The 19,918-nt window shown below is 44.8% G+C and carries 9 protein-coding genes; 5 read left to right on the forward strand and 4 right to left on the reverse strand.

Going from position 1 to position 19,918, the window contains the following annotated elements; all coding sequences use genetic code 11:
* Positions 1 to 50 precede the first annotated feature (50 nt).
* On the forward strand, positions 51 to 719 hold the full coding sequence (locus ACW689_RS13220) for a hypothetical protein (RefSeq protein WP_476292076.1): 669 nt from the start codon (positions 51 to 53) through the stop codon (positions 717 to 719).
* Here ACW689_RS13220 and ACW689_RS13225 read toward each other — a convergent pair.
* On the reverse strand, positions 716 to 1,606 hold the full coding sequence (locus ACW689_RS13225; RefSeq protein WP_476292078.1) for a LysR family transcriptional regulator: 891 nt from the start codon (positions 1,604 to 1,606) through the stop codon (positions 716 to 718). The two genes, ACW689_RS13220 and ACW689_RS13225, sit on opposite strands and share 4 nt — an antisense overlap.
* Before the next feature lie 94 nt (positions 1,607 to 1,700).
* Between ACW689_RS13225 and ACW689_RS13230 the strand changes: the two genes are divergently transcribed.
* Positions 1,701 to 2,201 (forward strand): lactoylglutathione lyase family protein, encoded by a 501-nt coding sequence (locus ACW689_RS13230; RefSeq protein ID WP_476292080.1) that lies wholly within the window; start codon positions 1,701 to 1,703, stop codon positions 2,199 to 2,201.
* A 65-nt stretch (positions 2,202 to 2,266) separates the two neighbouring features.
* Here ACW689_RS13230 and purL read toward each other — a convergent pair whose 3' ends face one another.
* Positions 2,267 to 6,151 carry a phosphoribosylformylglycinamidine synthase gene (gene purL / locus ACW689_RS13235; protein ID WP_476292082.1) on the reverse strand — a complete coding sequence of 1,295 codons (3,885 nt, stop codon included), beginning with the start codon at positions 6,149 to 6,151 and terminating at the stop codon, positions 2,267 to 2,269.
* A 231-nt stretch (positions 6,152 to 6,382) separates the two neighbouring features.
* On the opposite strand from purL, the gene mltF reads away from it, so the two are divergent.
* Positions 6,383 to 7,750 carry a membrane-bound lytic murein transglycosylase MltF gene (gene mltF / locus ACW689_RS13240; RefSeq protein ID WP_476292084.1) on the forward strand — a complete coding sequence of 456 codons (1,368 nt, stop codon included), beginning with the start codon at positions 6,383 to 6,385 and terminating at the stop codon, positions 7,748 to 7,750.
* 93 nt (positions 7,751 to 7,843) lie between these two features.
* Positions 7,844 to 8,002: a hypothetical protein gene (locus ACW689_RS13245; protein ID WP_476292086.1), complete on the forward strand. Its 159-nt coding sequence runs from the start codon at positions 7,844 to 7,846 to the stop codon at positions 8,000 to 8,002.
* On the opposite strand, the gene tadA is transcribed toward ACW689_RS13245, so the two are convergent.
* Complete coding sequence (gene tadA / locus ACW689_RS13250; RefSeq protein ID WP_476292088.1) at positions 7,993 to 8,496, reverse strand: tRNA adenosine(34) deaminase TadA; 504 nt, start codon at positions 8,494 to 8,496, stop codon at positions 7,993 to 7,995. The two genes, ACW689_RS13245 and tadA, sit on opposite strands and share 10 nt — an antisense overlap.
* A 411-nt stretch (positions 8,497 to 8,907) precedes the next feature.
* On the opposite strand from tadA, the gene ACW689_RS13255 reads away from it, so the two are divergent.
* The gene (locus ACW689_RS13255) at positions 8,908 to 10,212 is read left to right on the forward strand and encodes an inosine/guanosine kinase (protein ID WP_476292090.1); all 1,305 of its coding nucleotides are present in this window, start codon (positions 8,908 to 8,910) and stop codon (positions 10,210 to 10,212) included.
* Positions 10,213 to 10,297: 85 nt separating this feature from the next.
* On the opposite strand, the gene ACW689_RS13260 is transcribed toward ACW689_RS13255, so the two are convergent.
* A complete protein-coding gene (locus tag ACW689_RS13260) occupies positions 10,298 to 19,735 on the reverse strand; it encodes an Ig-like domain-containing protein (protein WP_476292092.1) in 9,438 nt (3,145 codons plus the stop codon).
* Positions 19,736 to 19,918: the final 183 nt, after the last annotated feature.

The raw sequence follows: 19,918 nt of genomic DNA on the forward strand, positions 1-19,918 counted from the left end.
CTTAGAAAGTTCCGCACACCTATCTAAAACCAATAATGGGCTAGAGTTCAATGATGATACGTAACGCCGCCATATTTTTGCTGACATTTTTACCAATAGTCGCCTCTCAAGCGGATGAAAAGAAAGAGCCCCCACCATTAAACCCAGCTTACTATGGTGAGCACGGCATGGTGTTATTAAATCGTGGTTCAAGCATTTATGCTGCAAATTTTCCCAGTTACAAGTACCCAAACAATGTGCAAATTGTTTATAAAATTGAAAACCCCGGGGTGGCATTTTTAAGCCTAGTACGTGACTCAGAACTGGTAACCATTAAGCCCAAGCCTTTCAATATTGAGCGCTTAATGCGTGGAGAGGAAGTGGAAGTAAAAGCACAAGTGTTTAGCGGCCATTACGATAGAGGTGGCAGCGAATTACTTTCTGATGCGCCAATCGTGTTTAGTAAAAAACTCTACTCTAGAGCCTTGTCCGATCTCAAACCCTCGTCTCAATGGCAAGAATACGACATGATCACGCTAGGTGAAAGTGAGCGAATTTATATTCATAAAATTGAGCAATCACCTAGCTTCAACCATTTAATTTTTGTCGATTTAACCAGTGCATGTATGCAAAAATATCGCACTTCACAACGTGTCCCCCCACACAGTGAATTGACATTAAAGTTTGTAAATTGCGGTTCGTTAAAACCTTTGTACTACGATACACAAAATCTAGATTAAATAGATTTTCCTTTGTCTGTTAAGCAACTCAGCGCTTCTAACTGAACTGTTTTCGCTCGACTTGGTAATCTTTTTTGTCTGTGCGTGCATAGGTAAATTGGTTCTTTAACAGGCACCTGCAACGTATGTACTTTAATCCGTGTCTGCTTGCTAAACGCATCAACGGCATAGGCCGGTAATACAGTAAAGCCTAGACCTTTACTTACCGGCTCTAAAATAAGCCCAATTTGATTTGAAAAGCCTTTTGTTTTAATCAACTGGTTATGCTGAAACTCTGGAAAGTTAGCACTGAGTAATAGGCTCGAATGATGTGCGCCATCGGGATGATCTATAAAACCAAGTTCAGTTAACCGCTCCCATGAAACACTCTCTACCTTTGCTGGTGTAACCAATAGCAGCGGTTCACTGCTCACTAATTCACAACTCACTTCTGCTAACGTTGGTTTTGTGCTCATAAAGCCAAACTCTATTTTAGAATCGCTTATTGCTCGCTGAATATCGCTATTAGGTGCAAAGCGGTGATCAATGCACAGTTCAGGGTATTTCGACTGAAGTTCAAGTAACTTTGGGTATAACTTCAAGCCAACACTGCCTGGCGACATTATTCGAACTCGTCCTTGATAAGGTGGGTCTTCTTTTATTTCCTGTGCCACTGACGAAAGTGACGCTAAAATTGTCGTCCCCTGCATGTACAAGCGGTACCCAGCATCGGACAAGGTAAACCGTTTACCTTCTCTTATAAGCAACTCCACACCTACCTGCTGCTCTAATTTTTTGACCTGCTGACTCACACCAGACTGTGTCATAAAGAGCTTTTGAGCTGTATGAGTGAAGTGCCCAACTTCTACTAAGGTGCAGAATGTTTTTAGCCAAGTGACATTTATCATTTCTAAATATACTTAAAAATATAATTAATGATAATTTTACTTAATAACATTGAATTTGTAACCTGCCTGTATTCACTAATTAGGAGTGCAAGCAATGGATCACACTTACCCACGCAGCTTTTCGCATATTGGCATTTCTGTGCCAGATTTAGACAAGGCTGTACAGTTTTATACGAAAGTACTTGGTTGGTATTTAATTATGAAACCAACAGATATTACCGAAGATAACAGCGCAATAGGCCAAATGTGCACAGATGTATTTGGCGCGGGCTGGGACAGGTTTCGCATTGCCCACCTATCAACGGGAGATAGGATTGGTGTCGAGTTGTTCGAGTTTAAAAATCAAACTAACCCAGAGGACAACTTCGAGTATTGGAAAACAGGTATCTTTCACTTTTGCGTGCAAGACCCGAACGTAGAAGCCCTTGCTGAGCGTATCGTCGCAGCCGGAGGCAAAAAACGTATGGCAGAGCCTCGTTACTACTATCCGGGTAAAAAACCCTATCGCATGATCTACATGGAAGACCCGTTTGGTAACATCCTTGAGATCTACAGTCACAGTTATGAGTTGATTTATAGTGAAGGAGCTTACTAGCTGTTACTAGTTACTTAAAAACAAAAAAGGTCACCAAAGTGACCTTTTTTCATCAAACTAAATGATTAGCCGATATTCTTTCTAGCATTGCGGAACATACGCATCCATGGGCTGTCCTCTTTCCACTCATCTGGATGCCAAGAGTTAGCCACTGCACGGAATACACGCTCTGGGTGTGGCATCATGACTGTTGCACGACCATCCGTTGATGTAATACCAGTAATACCTTCAGGTGAACCATTCGGGTTGTTCGGGTATTGCGTTGTAGGCTTACCAAAGTTATCAACATATTGAACCGCTACTGTGCCAGACTCAAGTGCTACTTTCACTGCTGCGTCGTTTGCAAACTCAGCATGACCTTCACCGTGAGATACCGCGATTGGCATACGAGAGCCTGCCATACCCTGGAAGAATACTGACGGGCTTTCTTGTACTTCAACAAGGCTGAAACGTGCTTCAAAACGCTCTGACTTGTTGGTTACAAAGCGTGGCCAGTGCTCAGTGCCTGGGATAAGCTCTTTCAGAGTTGATAGCATCTGACAACCGTTACACACACCTAAGCTGAACGTGTCTTGACGCTCAAAGAATGTTTGGAATTGATCGCGTGCCATGTCATTGAATAGAATTGACTTAGCCCAACCTTCACCTGCGCCTAGTACGTCACCGTAAGAGAAACCACCACATGCTACAAGGCCTTTGAACTGGTCTAGCGTTAAGCGACCTTCAAGGATGTCACTCATGTGTACGTCTACCGCTGCAAAACCTGCACGGTTAAATGCCGCAGCCATTTCAACGTGTGAGTTAACACCTTGCTCACGTAGGATAGCCATCTTAGGCTTTGCACCTGTTGCAATGTAAGGTGCAGCTACATCTTCGTTTAGGTCGAAGCTTAGTTTTACGTTAAGACCTGGATCTTTTTCGTCAAACTTAGCATCAAATTCTTGCTTAGCACACTCAGGGTTATCACGAAGTGCTTGCATCTTATAAGTTGTTTCAGCCCAAATAGTACGAAGCTCAGTACGTGTATTTGCAAGTACAGCTTCGCCGCCACGGTTGAAGATAACTTTGTCTTCTGCGTTTAATGCACCGATAGTGTGGCTGATTGCGCTAAGGCCGTTATCTGCTAGCACAGCTTCAACTGCTGCAAGGTCGTCATTGCGAACCTGAATTACTGCACCTAGCTCTTCATTATAAAGTGCTTCGATATCCGAGCCTGTTAGGCTATCAAGGTTTACAGTTACACCTGTACGACCTGCGAACGCCATTTCAGCTACAGTTGTGAATAAACCACCGTCTGAACGGTCGTGGTAAGCAAGTAACTTCTCATCAGCTACTAATGCCTGCATTGCGTTATAGAAACCTTTTAATAACTCTGGGCTATCAACGTCAGGCGTCTTGTCACCAAGCTGCTTGTAAACCTGTGCAAGGCTTGATGCACCCATACGGTTTTGACCTGCACCTAAATCAACTAGGATCAGGCTTGAGTCGCCTTTGTCAGTGCGAAGCTGAGGTGTTACTGTTTTACGAATGTCTTCTACACGGCCAAATGCAGTGATAACGAGAGACAGAGGTGCTGTAACCGCTTTGTCTTCACCATCTTCTTGCCATGTTGTCTTCATTGACATTGAGTCTTTACCAACTGGAATAGTTAGACCTAGTGCAGGACATAACTCTTCACCCACAGCTTTAACTGCTTCGTAAAGACCTGCGTCTTCACCTGGGTGACCTGCTGCTGCCATCCAGTTTGCAGATAGTTTGATGTTCTCAAGACCACCAATGTTTGCGCCAGCAATGTTCGTTAACGCTTCAGCGACTGCTAAACGTGCTGATGCGCCATAGTTTAGAAGTGCTGCAGGTGTACGCTCACCCATTGACATAGCTTCACCGTGGTAAGTGTCAAACGCAGCGGCTGTTACAGCACAGTTTGCTACTGGTACCTGCCAAGGGCCAACCATTTGGTCACGTGCTACTAAACCAGTAACCGTACGGTCACCAATGGTGATTAGGAATGTTTTCTCAGCGATAGTCGGTAGACGAAGTAAACGCTTAGCCGCTTCTTCAACGTTGATGCTGTCTGTTTTAAGTGCTTGACCAGATACCTTTTTTGACTCAACGTCACGGTGCATCTTAGGTGCTTTACCAAGTAGTACTTCAAGTGGAAGATCAACTGGGTTGTTATCAAAGTGGCTATCCGCAACTGTTAGGTGACGCTCTTCAGTTGCTTCACCAATGACTGCGTATTGCGCGCGCTCACGCTTACAGATTTCTTCAAAACGTGCAAAATCTTCTGCCGCTACTGCAAGTACGTAACGTTCTTGTGATTCATTACACCAAATCTCATGTGGTGCCATGCCAGGCTCATCGTTCGGGATGTTACGTAGTTGGAATTTACCACCAAGGCCACCGTCGTCTACAAGCTCAGGGAATGCGTTTGAAAGACCACCCGCGCCCACATCATGAATAAACGCGATTGGGTTTTCATCGCCTAGCTGCCAACACTTGTCGATAACTTCCTGACAACGACGCTCCATCTCTGGGTTTTCACGCTGTACAGAAGCAAAGTCTAAGTCTTCGTTTGACTGACCAGATGCCATTGATGATGCAGCACCACCACCCAGACCGATATTCATCGCAGGGCCACCTAGTGCAATTAGCTTAGCACCTACTGGAATTTCACCTTTTTGCACGTGCTCAGTACGGATGTTACCAAGACCACCTGCAAGCATAATTGGCTTGTGGTAACCACGCACCTCTTCACCATTGTGACTGTTCACTTTTTCTTCGTAAGTACGGAAGTAACCAAGTAGGTTAGGACGACCAAATTCGTTGTTGAACGCCGCGCCACCAAGTGGGCCATCAATCATGATGTCGAGTGCATCAACGATACGACCTGGTTTGCCAAAATTTGTTTCCCACGGCTGCTCAAAACCAGGAATGCGAAGGTTAGATACAGTAAAACCAACTAGGCCTGCTTTTGGCTTAGAGCCACGACCTGTTGCACCTTCGTCACGAATTTCACCACCAGAACCAGTCGAAGCGCCAGAGAATGGTGCAATCGCCGTTGGGTGATTGTGGGTTTCAACCTTCATCAAGATTTCAATGTTCTCTTGATTGTAGCTGTACTCGCCTTCATTATTAGGGAAGAAACGACCCGCTTTAGAACCCTTCATTACTGCTGCGTTATCTTTATAAGCAGACAGTACGTTTTCTGGATGCGTTTCGTAAGTATTCTTGATCATTTTGAACAGCGATTTAGACTGTTCTACGCCATCGATTGTCCAATCAGCGTTAAAGATTTTGTGACGACAATGCTCTGAGTTCGCTTGTGCGAACATGAATAATTCGATGTCGTTCGGGTTACGACCTAATTTAGTGAAGTTCTCAACTAGATAATCAATTTCGTCATCCGCCAACGCAAAACCTTGCTCTACGTTAGCAGTAACTAGCGCTTCACGGCCACCACCAAGGATGTCCACTGAAGACATCGGGCGTGGCTCTTCTACGCGAAATAGCTGACCTGCATCTTCAAGGCTGCTGTGAACAGATTCGGTCATACGGTCATGTACAAGTTTTGCAACGTCATTGAGCTGCTCTGCACTTAAATTGCCTTCAACATAATAAGCAATACCACGTTCAACACGATGAACTTTATCCAGTCCACAGTTATTAGCGATATCAGTTGCTTTTGATGCCCACGGAGAAATGGTACCAATACGCGGCGTCACTAAAATTAGTACACCTTGCGGCTCATGTTCGGCAATAGTCGGGCCGTACTTGAGTAGTTTATTTAGTTTATCTAGTTCAGAGTCACTTAGTTGTGCAGTTAAATCTGCAAAATGCATAAATTCAGCATAGATACCAGTTACAGGTAAATTTGCTTCAGTGCAGGTTTTAAGGATTTTTTGAACTTTGAAATCAGAAAGTGCTGGCGCACCACGTAAGATCAACATAGGTATTTTCATCCGGGGTTAGGGATTGAACGATATTTAGGGCCGCCATTATAGTAGAAATGTCGCTTGGGTTTAATACTAATCATGCTAAAACTCACAAAAATACCACTTTTAATGTAAAACCAGTTTGTTATGCGCATACTCAAGCTGGTTGAGTCGCATTAGTTTTGCGTTCAAAAGTAATTTTAGCTAACGTGGAAGTATGGCGATTGCAAAATAGGAAGCAGATAAATGCATGTACTTCAGCGAGTATGTATCGTTTTATTATTGTGTTTTTTGGCGGCCTGCGAGCAATCACCACAAAGCCAAATTGAACGAGTCAAGCATAAACAAACAATACGCGTAGGGACGCTGGCAGGCCCAGGAAACTACTTTCAAGCGCGCAATGGTGAACAAGGTTATGAGTATGAGCTCAGTGAGGCATTTGCTAACTATTTGGGCGTACAGTTACAAATGGTGCCATTTTTTAGCCTACCGGAAATGTTTGCCCGCCTTGATAGCGGTGATTTAGACATTGTAGCTTCAGGAGTGAGCTTTCATTCAAAGCGCACAGATAAATATAGATTTGGCCCAGTGTATCGTACCATCAGCCAGAAACTCGTTTTTAAGCAAGGTCGACCCCGTCCACGCAGTATTAAAGACATCGATAAGCCAATCTCTGTATTAGCAGGTTCCAGTCACATTTTGACATTACAAGCACTGAAACAAAATAACCCTGAATTGCAGTGGCATGCCATCAGTGATTTAGATGAGGAAGAACTATTATTGGGTGTAATTGATGAGCAAATTGACTACACCATCGCCGATTCGCACACGCTTGCGCTTTTTAGGCGCTACCACCCAACAGTGAGTATTGGCTTTTCAGTCACGAAAGAAGAACCTGTTGCTTGGGTTACACGTAATGATAATGACGATTCCCTGTATGCGTTGATGCTGTCGTTTTTCTCGCATTTGAGTGACACCGATACTTTATATACTTTGGAAGAAAAGTACTACGGCCACATTGAATCATTTAATTATGTCAATGCGCTGGCTTTTGTTGAGGCTGCCCATGAAGTACTGCCAAAGTACCAAGCTTGGTTCAAACAATATGCAGGTAATATTGATTGGCGCTTACTTGCTGCATTGAGCTATCAAGAGTCAATGTGGGACCCAAGAGCAAAATCGCCAACAGGGGTACGCGGTATCATGATGCTGACACAACCCACAGCAAAACAAGTCGGCGTCACTAATAGACTCGAACCTGAGCAAAATATTCGTGGTGGCTCAATGTATTTAGCTAAATTGGTCAAGCGTATACCTAAGCGTATACCGCAACCAGACCGAACTTGGTTTGCTTTAGCGTCTTACAATGTGGGCTGGGGGCATGTGAACGATGCACGTATTATAACCCAGCGCCAAGGCGGTGATCCGGACAACTGGGCTGACGTTAAAAAACGACTACCTTTGCTGATTAAAAAGCGCTACTATCGAAAGACCAAATATGGATATGCGCGCGGAGATGTAGCTGTTCAATATGTTGATAATATTCGCCGTTACTATGATGCTCTCGTTTGGTTAGATGAAAATAATGCACTAACTGGGAACTTTGGCAAATAGAATGCATCTTAATAGGTATATGTCATAAAGTTGCAATATTCTCCTGTAAAGCTGCAACACGTGTTTTCTCTCACACATAATAAGGAGGTTCCGATGCTAAAAAGACGTCGAACTCATCAATTTAAACGTAATACACGACATACATCACCAAACAGACGTCGTGTCATGCTTAAAAACACACACAAAAAAGTGCTACTTCGAAGAAAGCTATTTGCACTACTACAAATGGAAGAAATGGCGGCTCAACCTTGAGCCGCTTTTTGTTGCTTTTTCGCTTCTTTGATCTCTTTTCGACGGCGCTTAAAAAACGCAGAAAGCATTTGCGCGCATTGCTCTGCTAACACCCCTTCTGTCACTTCCAGCTGATGGTTGAGTTTAGGCTCTCTCACAATGTTCATAATTGAACCAGCAGCACCGGTTTTAGCGTCCTTAGCGCCAAATACGACTCGCTTTAAACGACTGTGAACAAGTAACCCCGCACACATCGGACACGGCTCCAACGTGACATACAAAGTGCAATCAACTAAACGATAATTTTCTATGATTTGGCCTGCTTTACGAATAGCCTGCATTTCGGCATGAGCCGACGGGTCGTGATTGCAGATAGATTCATTCCAGCCAGCCGCGACGAATTGATTGTCTTTAACAATCACCGCACCAACCGGGATTTCGTTCTGCTGCTGCGCTTTGTCTGCGTACTCAAGTGCCTGAGACATCCAGTACTGATCTTGTTCTAGGTCATTCATGGTTGTTTGTATCAACTTTTAATCAGCGCGTATTATATAACCTCAGCTGCACATAAGCGAATTTGCCCAATGAAGAGATTGCAACGCCTCGATTCTGAGCCATCAAAACTCTTATCCACAGTTGATGTGATATGAGATCAGCCTTAGATAAGCGAATATGAAGTTATTTTCAGGTTCGCTATAGAGGAAAAGCCGCTATGAGGTAGCTTCAAATAGCATCACCTTCAACCTTACAAAAAATGGACCGTTAAAAACCCTAATTTGGGTAAAATCCACAAAAAGTTGATGGTTTTTCGCCAATTTAGTGCGAACAACCTAGAAAATCGAAAAATCACGTGGCTCTCGGGGCTACACTTAAGCTATAATTCGCCGCTTTTTTTATTTCTTGAGCTCAACACACACGGGTAAAACATGAAATTTCCGGGACGCCGCAGGCATAAACATTATTTTCCAGTTGAAGATAAAGACCCACTAATCAACAAATTAGGTAGTGAAAATGGTTTAAAGCATAGCTACATATGTGGCATTGACCAAATCGTTGTAGATATAGAAGCAAAAGTTGACCAAGCTTTTTTGGATGAGTTTGGTTTGCAACGTGGAATGTCGCAAGTAATCGCAAGCGATATTACCAACGCTTTATACGAGCGTTTAAAGCGCGATGACATGATTGACTACGAGTTTGCAGGCGGCACAATTGGCAATACCATGCACAATTATTCTGTGCTTGCTGATGACCGTTCGGTTTTGCTCGGTGTAATGAGTGAAAATATTACCGTTGGCAGTTACGCTTATAAGTTCTTATGTAACACCTCTAGCCGCGTAGATCTCAATTACTTGCAACCGGTTGATGGCCCAATTGGTCGTTGTTTCACTTTAATTGACGACACAGGTGAGCGTACTTTTGCAATTAGTGCAGGCTTGATGAACTACCTGAGCCCAGAGTCTATTTCTCAATCATTGATTGAGAACGCTTCAGCACTTGTGATCAGCGCTTACCTAATGCGCACCACTGGCGACGAAACCATGACGCAAGCCACAATGCAAGCGGTTCACTATGCCAACCAAGCAGGCGTCCCCGTCGTATTGACGCTCGGTACTAAGTTCTTAATCGAACAAGACCCTACTTGGTGGGCAGAGTTTGTTGAAAAACACGTTGATATTCTGGCGATGAACGAAGAAGAAGGTGAAGCCATCACTGGCTTTAATGACCCTCTTTTGGCCGCTGACAAAGCTCTCGATTGGGTTGACCTTGTGATCTGTACCGCTGGACCAAAAGGCCTATTTATGGCCGGTTACGTTGACGACAGTTTCAAACGTGAAACTGAATATCCATTGTTACCGGGTGCGATTGCTGAGTTTAACCGCTACGAATTCTCTCGTGGTATGCGAAAAACTGATTGTAAGAATCCAATCAGAGCATATAGCCATACAGCACCTTACATGGGTGGCCCTGATTCAATCAAGAATACCAACGGTGCGGGCGATTGTGCACTGGCTGCGGTACTTCATGATCTATCAGCAAACGAATATCACAAACTAAATGTGCCAAATTCTGCTAAACATGAACAACAGGCAATCACTTACTCTTCTTTAGCGCAAATTAGTAAGTACGCAAACCGTGCTAGCTACGAAGTGCTAGTACAGCATTCACCACGTCTTTCTCGTGGCTTACCTGAACGTGAAGATTCATTAGAACAGTCTTATTGGGATAAGTGAACACATTAGTAGAGCGAAGCTAAATTCGTTGACATAAAAAAGCCCCTTCTATTGGGGCTTTTTTATGTCAACGAATCGGATATCGTTAGAATCGATATTGCACGTTTAATGCAATTTCATCAATGTCATTTTTGGATATGAAGTAATAGCTATAATCAAACCCCACTGTTAACTGTGAAGAAATTGCATAGTGGATGCCACCTCCAAGATAGCCACTCACATCATTTTCTTTTACCGTTTCAAGCGCACTCCCATCACGTAAGCTCTCTATTTCATACTCCCAACTAAATGCACCAAAAAACATACGTCCCGTAAACTTATCTGACAAACTCTTAGAAAAATCTATTTCAACTGACACGCCTTCAGGCAAAGCTGGTGCCACACTAGCCAATGAGCTTTGTACTAACGCAGGATCCGAGACTGCGCCTTCGAAGTCCACACTCCCTTTACCCAAATTAATGTATTTCATTCCAACATGCCAATCGGCAACAACCTGATAGAACAGGCCGAAAGACCAGCTTGTGCCCTTATCATCAACCTTAACTGCCGTTAGCTCAGTTGGCGGTACCTGTATATCGGCAGTCGATTGGCCTACAGTGCCCATCACTTTCCACTGCGCAGCATAAGCTTGGGTTTGAACCAAACTAACGCACACCATCAAAGTACAAACGGGCAAAAACAATTTGCTTCGACGAATGAACAAGGCTGATAGCAATAACATGAATGATCCTCCCAAGGAACCTGAAGAGCTGTTAGTAATACTGGTTTCTTGCACACCTTTAACAGTTACAGTTACCGTGCCTTGCGCAGTCGCGCCAAACTCATCTCTAACAAGGTATGTAATTGTGTCGGTACCTGTAAAGAGCGCTTGTGGTCGATACTCCAAAGTATTATCAGCGGTCACACTTACCGTGCCGTACTCGGCGCTCGCGGACACTAAATATAACGACAAACCTTCAGGATCACTGTCATTAGCAAGCACATCAAGAAGCAAGGTAGCACCATCAGATAACCCAGTGTCAGTAACTGTCACTGGCGCCTTATTAACGATGATTGCAACCAATACGGTGCTATACGCTGTACCACCTTGACCATCGGTTATGCTGTATTGGATGGTTGCGTTACCTACAAACAAGGAGGGTGGAGTATAAAATAGCTTATTTTCTTCAATGATAACCGTACCAAAATCAACGGTTGCGCCCGTAATCGAAATTGCATCACCGTCCGCGTCAGTATCATTATCAAGCACATCAATAACAATAGCTTGACCCGCTATGATTTGCGTGGCATCAGCATTAGCAACTGGCAACGCATTATCATTTAACAATACGGCAATACCGCCTGGATCAACGATGACACCATTGGCAATACCATCATCATCATTCGGCCCACCGTCTTGAATACGTAACTGAACACACCAACTGCCCTCTACCATGCCATCAACCCATTGACTATCGCCTGGCGGAGGACAAAAACCAGGCTCTCCTTGCGAGCTCAATACTTTATTTTCACCGTCAATAACAAAGTTATGCCATGTACCATCTTTAAATTTCCTGTATACAGCATTCAACGGTACAGGTACTCGCTGTGGCAATACAATACTGTATGTGTCGCCAGCTTGCGGTAAACCACTTGCGATATAGTCAAACAGCCCACCGATATTAATGGCATTCGGATCATTTGGCAGCTCCTCATCTAACAACTGCAATCCACCCGTTTGATTTTGAGCAACTGTTGCACCTTTGCGTAAACAAACACCAGGATCCCCTTCGACAAGGAACTGAGTCGATTCAAGCGCTCGTTCTTGCATCACGTTACACTCTGAAATAGCGTCCTGATAATCTGGAATACCATCACCATCCGAGTCTGTATATCCTTCTTGTGAATCAGGAATTAAGTCACCGTCAGAGTCTTCTTCACCCAATGCAACCAGCGACTCGATAACTTCAATGTAGACGTCTTTTTGCGTTGACAAGCTTGGCGTGCCATTGTCCGTCGCAGTGACCTTTACTTTATAAATACCTTTTTCAATATTAAGTGGGTTAAATACAAATCTCGTCGGATCAGTCGATGTATTGAGCAACGGCGATGAGGTACTCCATACAACACTTACCTGATCGTTTAGATTCGCCTCCGATATCGTTGCCGTGATGGATACTTCATTATCCGTTGCGGTAACTAAGTCTCTCTCCTCACCCTGCTGTAAAACTTGTGTGACAACCTCTGGCGCCAAGTTCGTTTCCGAGATAGTGATTGTTGACGACGAACGAGTACCCAGGTTCAAACTTCCATCTAAAGTAACCACAATCGTCTCGTTTCCTTCACTTTCACTATCTGCAAATGTTGCGAACTCAATACGAGTTTCAAAGCCTGAGTTAATCACTGCTTCACCAGATACTAAGTCATGATCTGCATTATCAGCTGTTCCCGAAACTGTATATGGGATCACCACAGGGTAACTTGGCGCTTGACCATTGAGATAAACAACAACCGAATGTCTGCTTCCTTCCGCAATACGACTATTCTTTTGTAGAGATATTAATGGATTAACATTTACATTTTGACTCACCGTAGCCGATAAACCTTGCTCATCTGTTGCCTGCCAGTAGGCAATGCTTTGACCCGGAGCAAATAATGGAAAGCCATTCACCAATGACACTGGCAACGGATTTCCTTGCGAGTCTGTTGCCACCGCAGTACCTAAATCAACTTTGGTATATAGGCCCGTTGCATTTACCGTTACATTATCTGGCGCAATAATCGTTGGCGCTTCTCCACCTAACTCATCGACTAGTGTGACAAGCGCTTTTGCTGATGCCCGTGCTTTATTTTCATCTTCAATGACATAATTAACAACAATGGGTCCTCGCGAGTTCGGCACCGCAGTATATGTCAGCGTATTACCTGAAATGATAACGCTGCCCAGTGTGGCCTTGGCGCCAATTATGGCTAAGGTATCACCATCGGCATCAGTATCATTATCTAGAACAGATAAACTGTATTGACTCGACGGCACCACATCTAACGTAAAATTATCATCAATAGCAACTGGCTTGTCATTGATAGCTGCGATTGTAATTGTCACCGTGGCGACATTCGATTCAAATTCACCATCGGATGCGCTGTAAGTAAACGCATCCGTGCCATTGAAGTTAGGCGCAGGCGTGTAAGTGAGTAAATTACCCTGAACGGTTACCTGCCCATTTTGCGGCTGGTTTTGGACACTCAGTGTGAATGTATCACCGTTGGGGTCGCTCACATCAGCAACAAAACTGGTGCTCTTGTCTTCGTCAATATTACGCGCCATATCGTTGGCAACCGGCGCAGCATTAACAGACTCAACCACAATATCAAACGCAGGCAAACTTGCTTGTAGCGAGCCGTCACTTACTGTGATAACGATGCCTGTATAAGTACCGATATCCTCACTTGTTGGAGTACCAGATAACTCACCTGTTCCACTATTAAAGCTCGCCCAACTCGGTAAGTTAGTAACGCTTAATGTCAGCGCGCTAGAGTCAACATCAGCCACTTCTGGTGTAAAACTGTACGCTTCGTCTTGTTTTACGGCTGCGTTTGGTATACCGCTAATTGTTGGCGCATCATTTACTGCATTGACTAAAATGCTAAACGCGCTAAGCGACTGTGAACTTTGAGCATCGCTAACAGTGATGACGATACCCGCATATGTTCCTGATTGCCCCTCAGTGGGCGTGCCAGATAGCGTTCCGGTGGAAGTGTTAAAACTAGCCCAACTCGGTAAGTTGGTTACACTGAACGTCAAGCTATCACTATCCGCATCGCTGGCTAATGGTGTAAAGCTATATAATATATCTTCATCTACTGAAGTTAGTGGCGTACCTGAAATCACTGGCGTATCATTCACTGAAGCTATCGTGATTGAAATAGTCGCAGTATTTGAACGCCCGCCTTCACTATCCAAAATTGTATAGCTCAGTGAGTCTGAACCCGACACGTTGGCGCTTGGCGTATAGACGAGTGTACCCGCAGTCTGATTAATCGCAACCGAGCCTTGGCTAGGCCCAGTGGCAATTTCAATGTTACCAGTAGGATTCGTATCTTCTATATCTGTTGCACTTGCACGTATTGTTAGTGCGGATGTTGGTGTATCTTCATTGATACTGGGCGTGAAATTCGCAGCCACAGGTAAGTCGTTGACGGGTGTAATCGTAATCGAAACTGTCGCAACATTTGACTCAGCTTGAGCTGTATCTTTCACCGTATAAGTAAACGAGTCTGAACCATTGGCATTAGCATTCGGTGTATAGGTCACACTGCCATTGTTAATGGAAATTTGCCCTTTAGTTGGCGACGTTTTGACTGTAACCGAGGAAGCCTGTAGCGCATTTTCAGGGTCACTATCATTGGCTACAACATTAACTGTGCCTGCGGTATCTTCATTGGTAGTAAGCGTGTCATTTGCAGCTGTTGGCGCAACATTATATTGCTTGGTCACAGTGTCACTAAACGTACCACTTTGATTTCCTGCAACATCAGTCAACAATACCGTCAATGTCAATGTTCCCTCATTTAGACTAGTCACATTAACAGACGTTACTTGCGCCGTGGTACTCGTAATGGCAATTGCACTGCTGCTACTAACTGAACTTGTACCATCTGAAATCTGATAAGTGAAAGTCCCTGAGCTTTCTAATCCGCTCAAAGAGAAACTCAACGCCGCTTCATTATCTGCATTGATTTGGCTTTGATTTATTGTCGCATTCCCCCCCGTTGGGGCTGTAGTATCAACCACTACTGATAAAGTCGAACTATCCGAGGTATTACCCGCTGTATCCGAAGCCCTTGCAAAAACGGAGTGAGAACCTGAATTAATAGCGGCACTAGGTGTTATGCTCCAAGCGCTGCTAGTGACCACAGCACTACCAATCGTCCCTCCATTACTTGAAATAAGCGTGATGGTGTCGCCCGTCGTGCCCGTACCTGTAAACGTTGGCGTTGTATCATTGGTCAAGTTATCCGTGTTTGAACTACCGCTATCACTAGCAGCCGCTAAGTCAGGGACGCTTGGTGTGGCAGGTGCAGTGTTATCAATTGTCACATTCAATGAAGCTGAACTAGCGCTCACATTACTGGCAGAGTCAGTCGCCGTCGCGCTAATGGCGTGTGATACGCCCGTAGTAAGCGCACTGGTCGTGATTTGCCAATTTCCGCCTGTCGCCGTTGCACTGCCGATGACTGTTGCCCCGCCACCAACTTGATCACTATACAACTTAACCGTTGAACCACTCTCCGCAGTGCCGCTGAAAGTCGGCGTTGTGTCGCTGGTAATATTATCGGTGCTCGAAGCTCCTGTGTCAGAGCCTGTGTCTAAATCCGGTGTACTGGGCGCATTAGGCGCTACATCATCACTCACTGTAATAGTAAATGATTCCTGATAGCTTGCTGCGCCATCGCTGGTTTGAATACAGATAACATAATCACCAGGCGACGTAGAAGCTTGAGTTTGCAATGTACTGCTCGAAAACTGGAAACTGCCATTACCTGAATTTGCAGTACATGTACCATTATCACTTGTACCTGAGTTGACGAGGCTATAGGTGAAGCTGCTACTATCCACGTCTGTACTACTGGCCGTTGCAACCGTTGCAGATGTGCCCGTGCTGGATTGAGCGATGCTGGTTGCAGTCAGTGCAATATCTGTCGGCGCATCATTAACTGCATTGATAGTCACCGTGGCTTGGTTTGTACCAGTGCTATTTGTGGTGCCATCGTTAAAGGTATAGTTCAGCGTCACAAAGGAGCCTGGGTCTTCAGAGCTGTTAGTGTAACCGATAGCTTGTAACGCACTGTCAACTAATGCTGAGGTTGCACTGCTGTTGAAAGTAAGCACTAGAGTACCAGAAGAGTTTGTTGTAACCGTGCCTATTGAGGTGCCATTGTATTCAAATGTATTTCCTTGAGTCAAAGTCCCCAGTAAACCTGTATTACTGAACACATCTTGTGAACTTGCACCTCCTGAGCGCGCAATCGTAAGTGACGCACCGCTATAGTTACCATTGTTGCTATTTAATGCGTCTAACTCAGTATCAGCAACTGTCACATCACTATCAATGACGACGGTCGAGCCGTTTTCAGTGAAAGTATTACCACCATTGAGACTGGAAAATACAGGGACTTCATTCGCCGCTTCGAAAGTGATCAATGTATTACTACCCGAATCGGCTACTGTATATACCAAGTCAGCACTCGGAGCGTTAGTGAGTGAGAGCGATACCTCTACGCCAGAAAAGTCCGTCGCATTGGTATCAATCTCAAGCGTGCTAGAGCCATTAAAGCGCACATTGCTAGTAGAAAGACCTGTAATCCCTGTGACCGTGATGGTGTCGCCCACTGCCAGATCGGCAATGGTATCACCATTTAAATCACTCGCAGCACCTGAAAAGTTATCGTTGCCCGCATTACCCGTCATGGTATCCGTGCCGGCACCAGGACGAATGGTATCTGCACCACTGCCGCCTGTGATGGTATCAGAGCCATCTAAATCTGTTGCTGTTATCTGCAAAACATCGCTTACAAACGCCGAGGCATTGATAGTTAAATCAGCGGAAATTGCACTACCAGTTGTATTTGTTACCGACACAGTTTGCCCATCAGCACTAAAATTATCGGTCAATGTGATTGTTGTATTATTGTTAGTGCCAATGGCAATGCCTTCAATAGCTGATACGGTGGTTGTTGAGAAATTGAATGAGCCACCATCCATCAGTTTCAGCGTTTCGCTACCACCACTGCCCGTAATTGCCGTGGCAAAGTCACTAAGGTTAGCAACATCAATTGCGACTGTTGCTCCGCTACCTAAGTTAAGCGTGCCAATGCTGCTAAACACACCGCCACTGACATCTGCACCATCAGTAGCTTGTACACTATCGGCAACTGTCGTATTGCCAGTTAATGTGCCAGTATAAGTACTACCACCAATGGAGAATGTAATTGCGTCAGTCGTTGAATTTGCTGTAACACTTGTTGTACCACTTGAAACTGTAATTGCTCTGGTATTCGTTGTGTCATCACCAACACTGTAACTTTCAACGTTCGATAAAGTCGTAATGTCACCATTGCCACTGATGGTAATCGTTTCTGACCCAGCGGCGGTAACCGTTCCGGTAAAGCTGCCATGCTGGCTAGTCGTCATGGATACCGATGCACCCGACGCTAACGTCAGGTTAGTTACACCTGAAACATTGGCACTTGTAATATCTGCGCCAGAGCTTAACGATAATGTATCGGCAACAGTATTATCGCCAATTATCGTTCCAGTATAAGTCAACGAGCCCACATTAAAGGTAATTGCATCTGTGGTTGATGAGCCTGTGACAGAGTGACTTGCACCACTGATAGTGATTGCTCTTGAGTTAGTAGAGTCATCCGATAAAGTATAATTTTCAAGTGCAGAGACCGTAGTAACATCACCATCACCAGATACCGTTAACGACTCCGTTCCACTACCAGACACCGTGCCGGTAAATCCCGATAGCTGTGAAACAGTCAAAGTCACTGAACCATTGCTCGTTACGGATAGATTTTCAAAGCTGCTGACGTTAGCACTCGCAATACTGCCGCCATTATCGACAGATAAAGTATCTGTACCACTGCCACCAGCAAGTGTACCGGTTGCCGTTAATGTGCCAACGTTTAGCGTATCGTTGCCACTACTTCCGGTCAGATTCTGCGACGCAGCACCCAAAGTAAAGGTATTCGCAGCAGATAATACATACGTTTCGATGGCGCTGTTACCCGTTAGGCCGTCGCTTGTATTAGTAATAGTAATACTCTCAGTACCCGCCGCTGTCACCGAAGTAAAGTTATCATGCTGTGCTTCGGTCATGGTCACTGAGGCACCGCTTGATAAGGTCAGTGACTCAAAACTACTCACTGAGGCACCACTGATGTTCGCACCGGTATCCGCTTGTAGAGTATCTGTACCAGACCCACCTGACAGGGTTCCCGTTGTAGTAAACCCTGCGACTTTAATAGTATCATCGCCACTGCTAGCAGTTACATTCTGCCCTGCCGCTGATAAAGTTAAACTCATCGCACTGTTTAATACATAGGTTTCAATATCACTATCAGCAGTTAACGCTTGATCACCATTCGCACTAGAGATGGTAAATTGGTTTGTACCTGCACCGTTAATCGTCGTGAACGCGTCATGCTGCGTTTCCGTTAGCGTTACAGATGCACCACTATCAGGTGTTAAAATTTCAAAGTTGGTGAGTGAAGTAAAGTTTGCTAGATTTGCACCTGTAGGCACATTCAAGGTGTCTGTACCTGTGCCACCATCAGCCGTTGATCCTGAAATATGGCTTGTATTTGCAATTGTCAGCGTTTCATCATCACTGGTAAAGGTAATTGCTGGGGATAAATTTGTACCATTAGTGGTATTAAAGCTCGCTGCAGTGCTACTTGCCGCCGTTACATTGCTCACTGATACTGTAGCAGTGCGAGAGGTGCTGTTGTCAGTTCCGTCATTGATCACCACAGTCACGGTTCTGGCTGTTTCGTTGGGCGAGCTGGCTGTATTGTTATAAGTCACAGCTTGTAAGAATGTTTGCACTTCGGAAGCCGTTGCAGTTGCACCCGATACGGTGATGGTGTCTTGCAGTGTAATATCTGACGAGCCAGATATACCAGTTAACGCATTTTGGGCCGCTGCAGTCACATTTAAGCCCTCAGAGGCACCATCCTGATCATTAGTCAGCGTTACTGTAATAGTGGTGATAGTGTCCCCATCAGACTCTGTCACTGCTGCATTACTAGCGATATTTACCGCACCACCAGCTTCAGAGAACGAAGCACTACTGTTATCACTGCCTGAACCTGAGTCTAAATCAACGACTGGCGCGGTATTAGCTGTCGAGAAGTTGAAAGTGGTATCGTCACTAATACCCGCAAAACTATTACCTGCGCTATCATCTACCGACGTGGCATCAATGCGAATCGCGTAATTGCGGTTACCCGTTAAGTTGTTGGTTGGATTTACATAAACTTTATCATTTGTGATACCAATTCGCCCCGCGCTCGGGCTGGTGGTTGTACCATCACTTTCAGTGGTAACACTAAATACTTCAAAGTCACTGCTGCCTGTTACATCACGGATCGTAATATTCCCAGAACCAAGCGCAATATTTTCACTGAAGTCGATCACAATATCATTGCTCGCGGTCACATTTGTCGCATTGTCATTGGGTGTTGAGTTGGCACTGTCGAAAGTCGGGGCACTCGCATCTATGGTAAAAGAGGTAATGGCAAGGGCTGTGTTTGCATTACCCGCAGCGTCCGTAATCGTAATCGTACAATCGCTATATGTGCCAGCGGCTAAAGCCGTTGAATTATCCGTTTGTGTTAAGGTTATGGTTTGATTGCCAGTACTGCTAATGGTCGTCGAGCTGGATGTACCACAACTACCGCCAACCGATAACGTGCCTGTTTCGGTCGTGCTAAATGTATAGTTTGGCGTTGTATCATTGGTAGGCGTTGTCACCGCGGTGACTTCGGCTACTGTTGGCGCGGTCGTATCGATAGTAAAACTGGAAACGCTCAAAGCACTGCTGGCATTACCAGAAGAGTCTGTCACCGTGACCGTACAATTACTGTATGTACCTGCACTCAAAGCCGTTGAGTTATCCGTTTGGGTCAAAGTTATGGTTTGGTTGCCGGTACTACT

The sequence above is a fragment of the Pseudoalteromonas sp. ABE4_541 genome (genome assembly GCF_056312285.1).

Coding starts and splice junctions, on each gene's coding strand:
- ACW689_RS13220 (WP_476292076.1), top strand. CDS start 51: ATGATGATACGTAACGCCGCCATATTTTTGCTGACATTTTTACCAATA.
- ACW689_RS13225 (WP_476292078.1), bottom strand. CDS start 1,606: ATGATAAATGTCACTTGGCTAAAAACATTCTGCACCTTAGTAGAAGTT.
- ACW689_RS13230 (WP_476292080.1), top strand. CDS start 1,701: ATGGATCACACTTACCCACGCAGCTTTTCGCATATTGGCATTTCTGTG.
- purL (WP_476292082.1), bottom strand. CDS start 6,151: ATGTTGATCTTACGTGGTGCGCCAGCACTTTCTGATTTCAAAGTTCAA.
- mltF (WP_476292084.1), top strand. CDS start 6,383: ATGCATGTACTTCAGCGAGTATGTATCGTTTTATTATTGTGTTTTTTG.
- ACW689_RS13245 (WP_476292086.1), top strand. CDS start 7,844: ATGCTAAAAAGACGTCGAACTCATCAATTTAAACGTAATACACGACAT.
- tadA (WP_476292088.1), bottom strand. CDS start 8,496: ATGAATGACCTAGAACAAGATCAGTACTGGATGTCTCAGGCACTTGAG.
- ACW689_RS13255 (WP_476292090.1), top strand. CDS start 8,908: ATGAAATTTCCGGGACGCCGCAGGCATAAACATTATTTTCCAGTTGAA.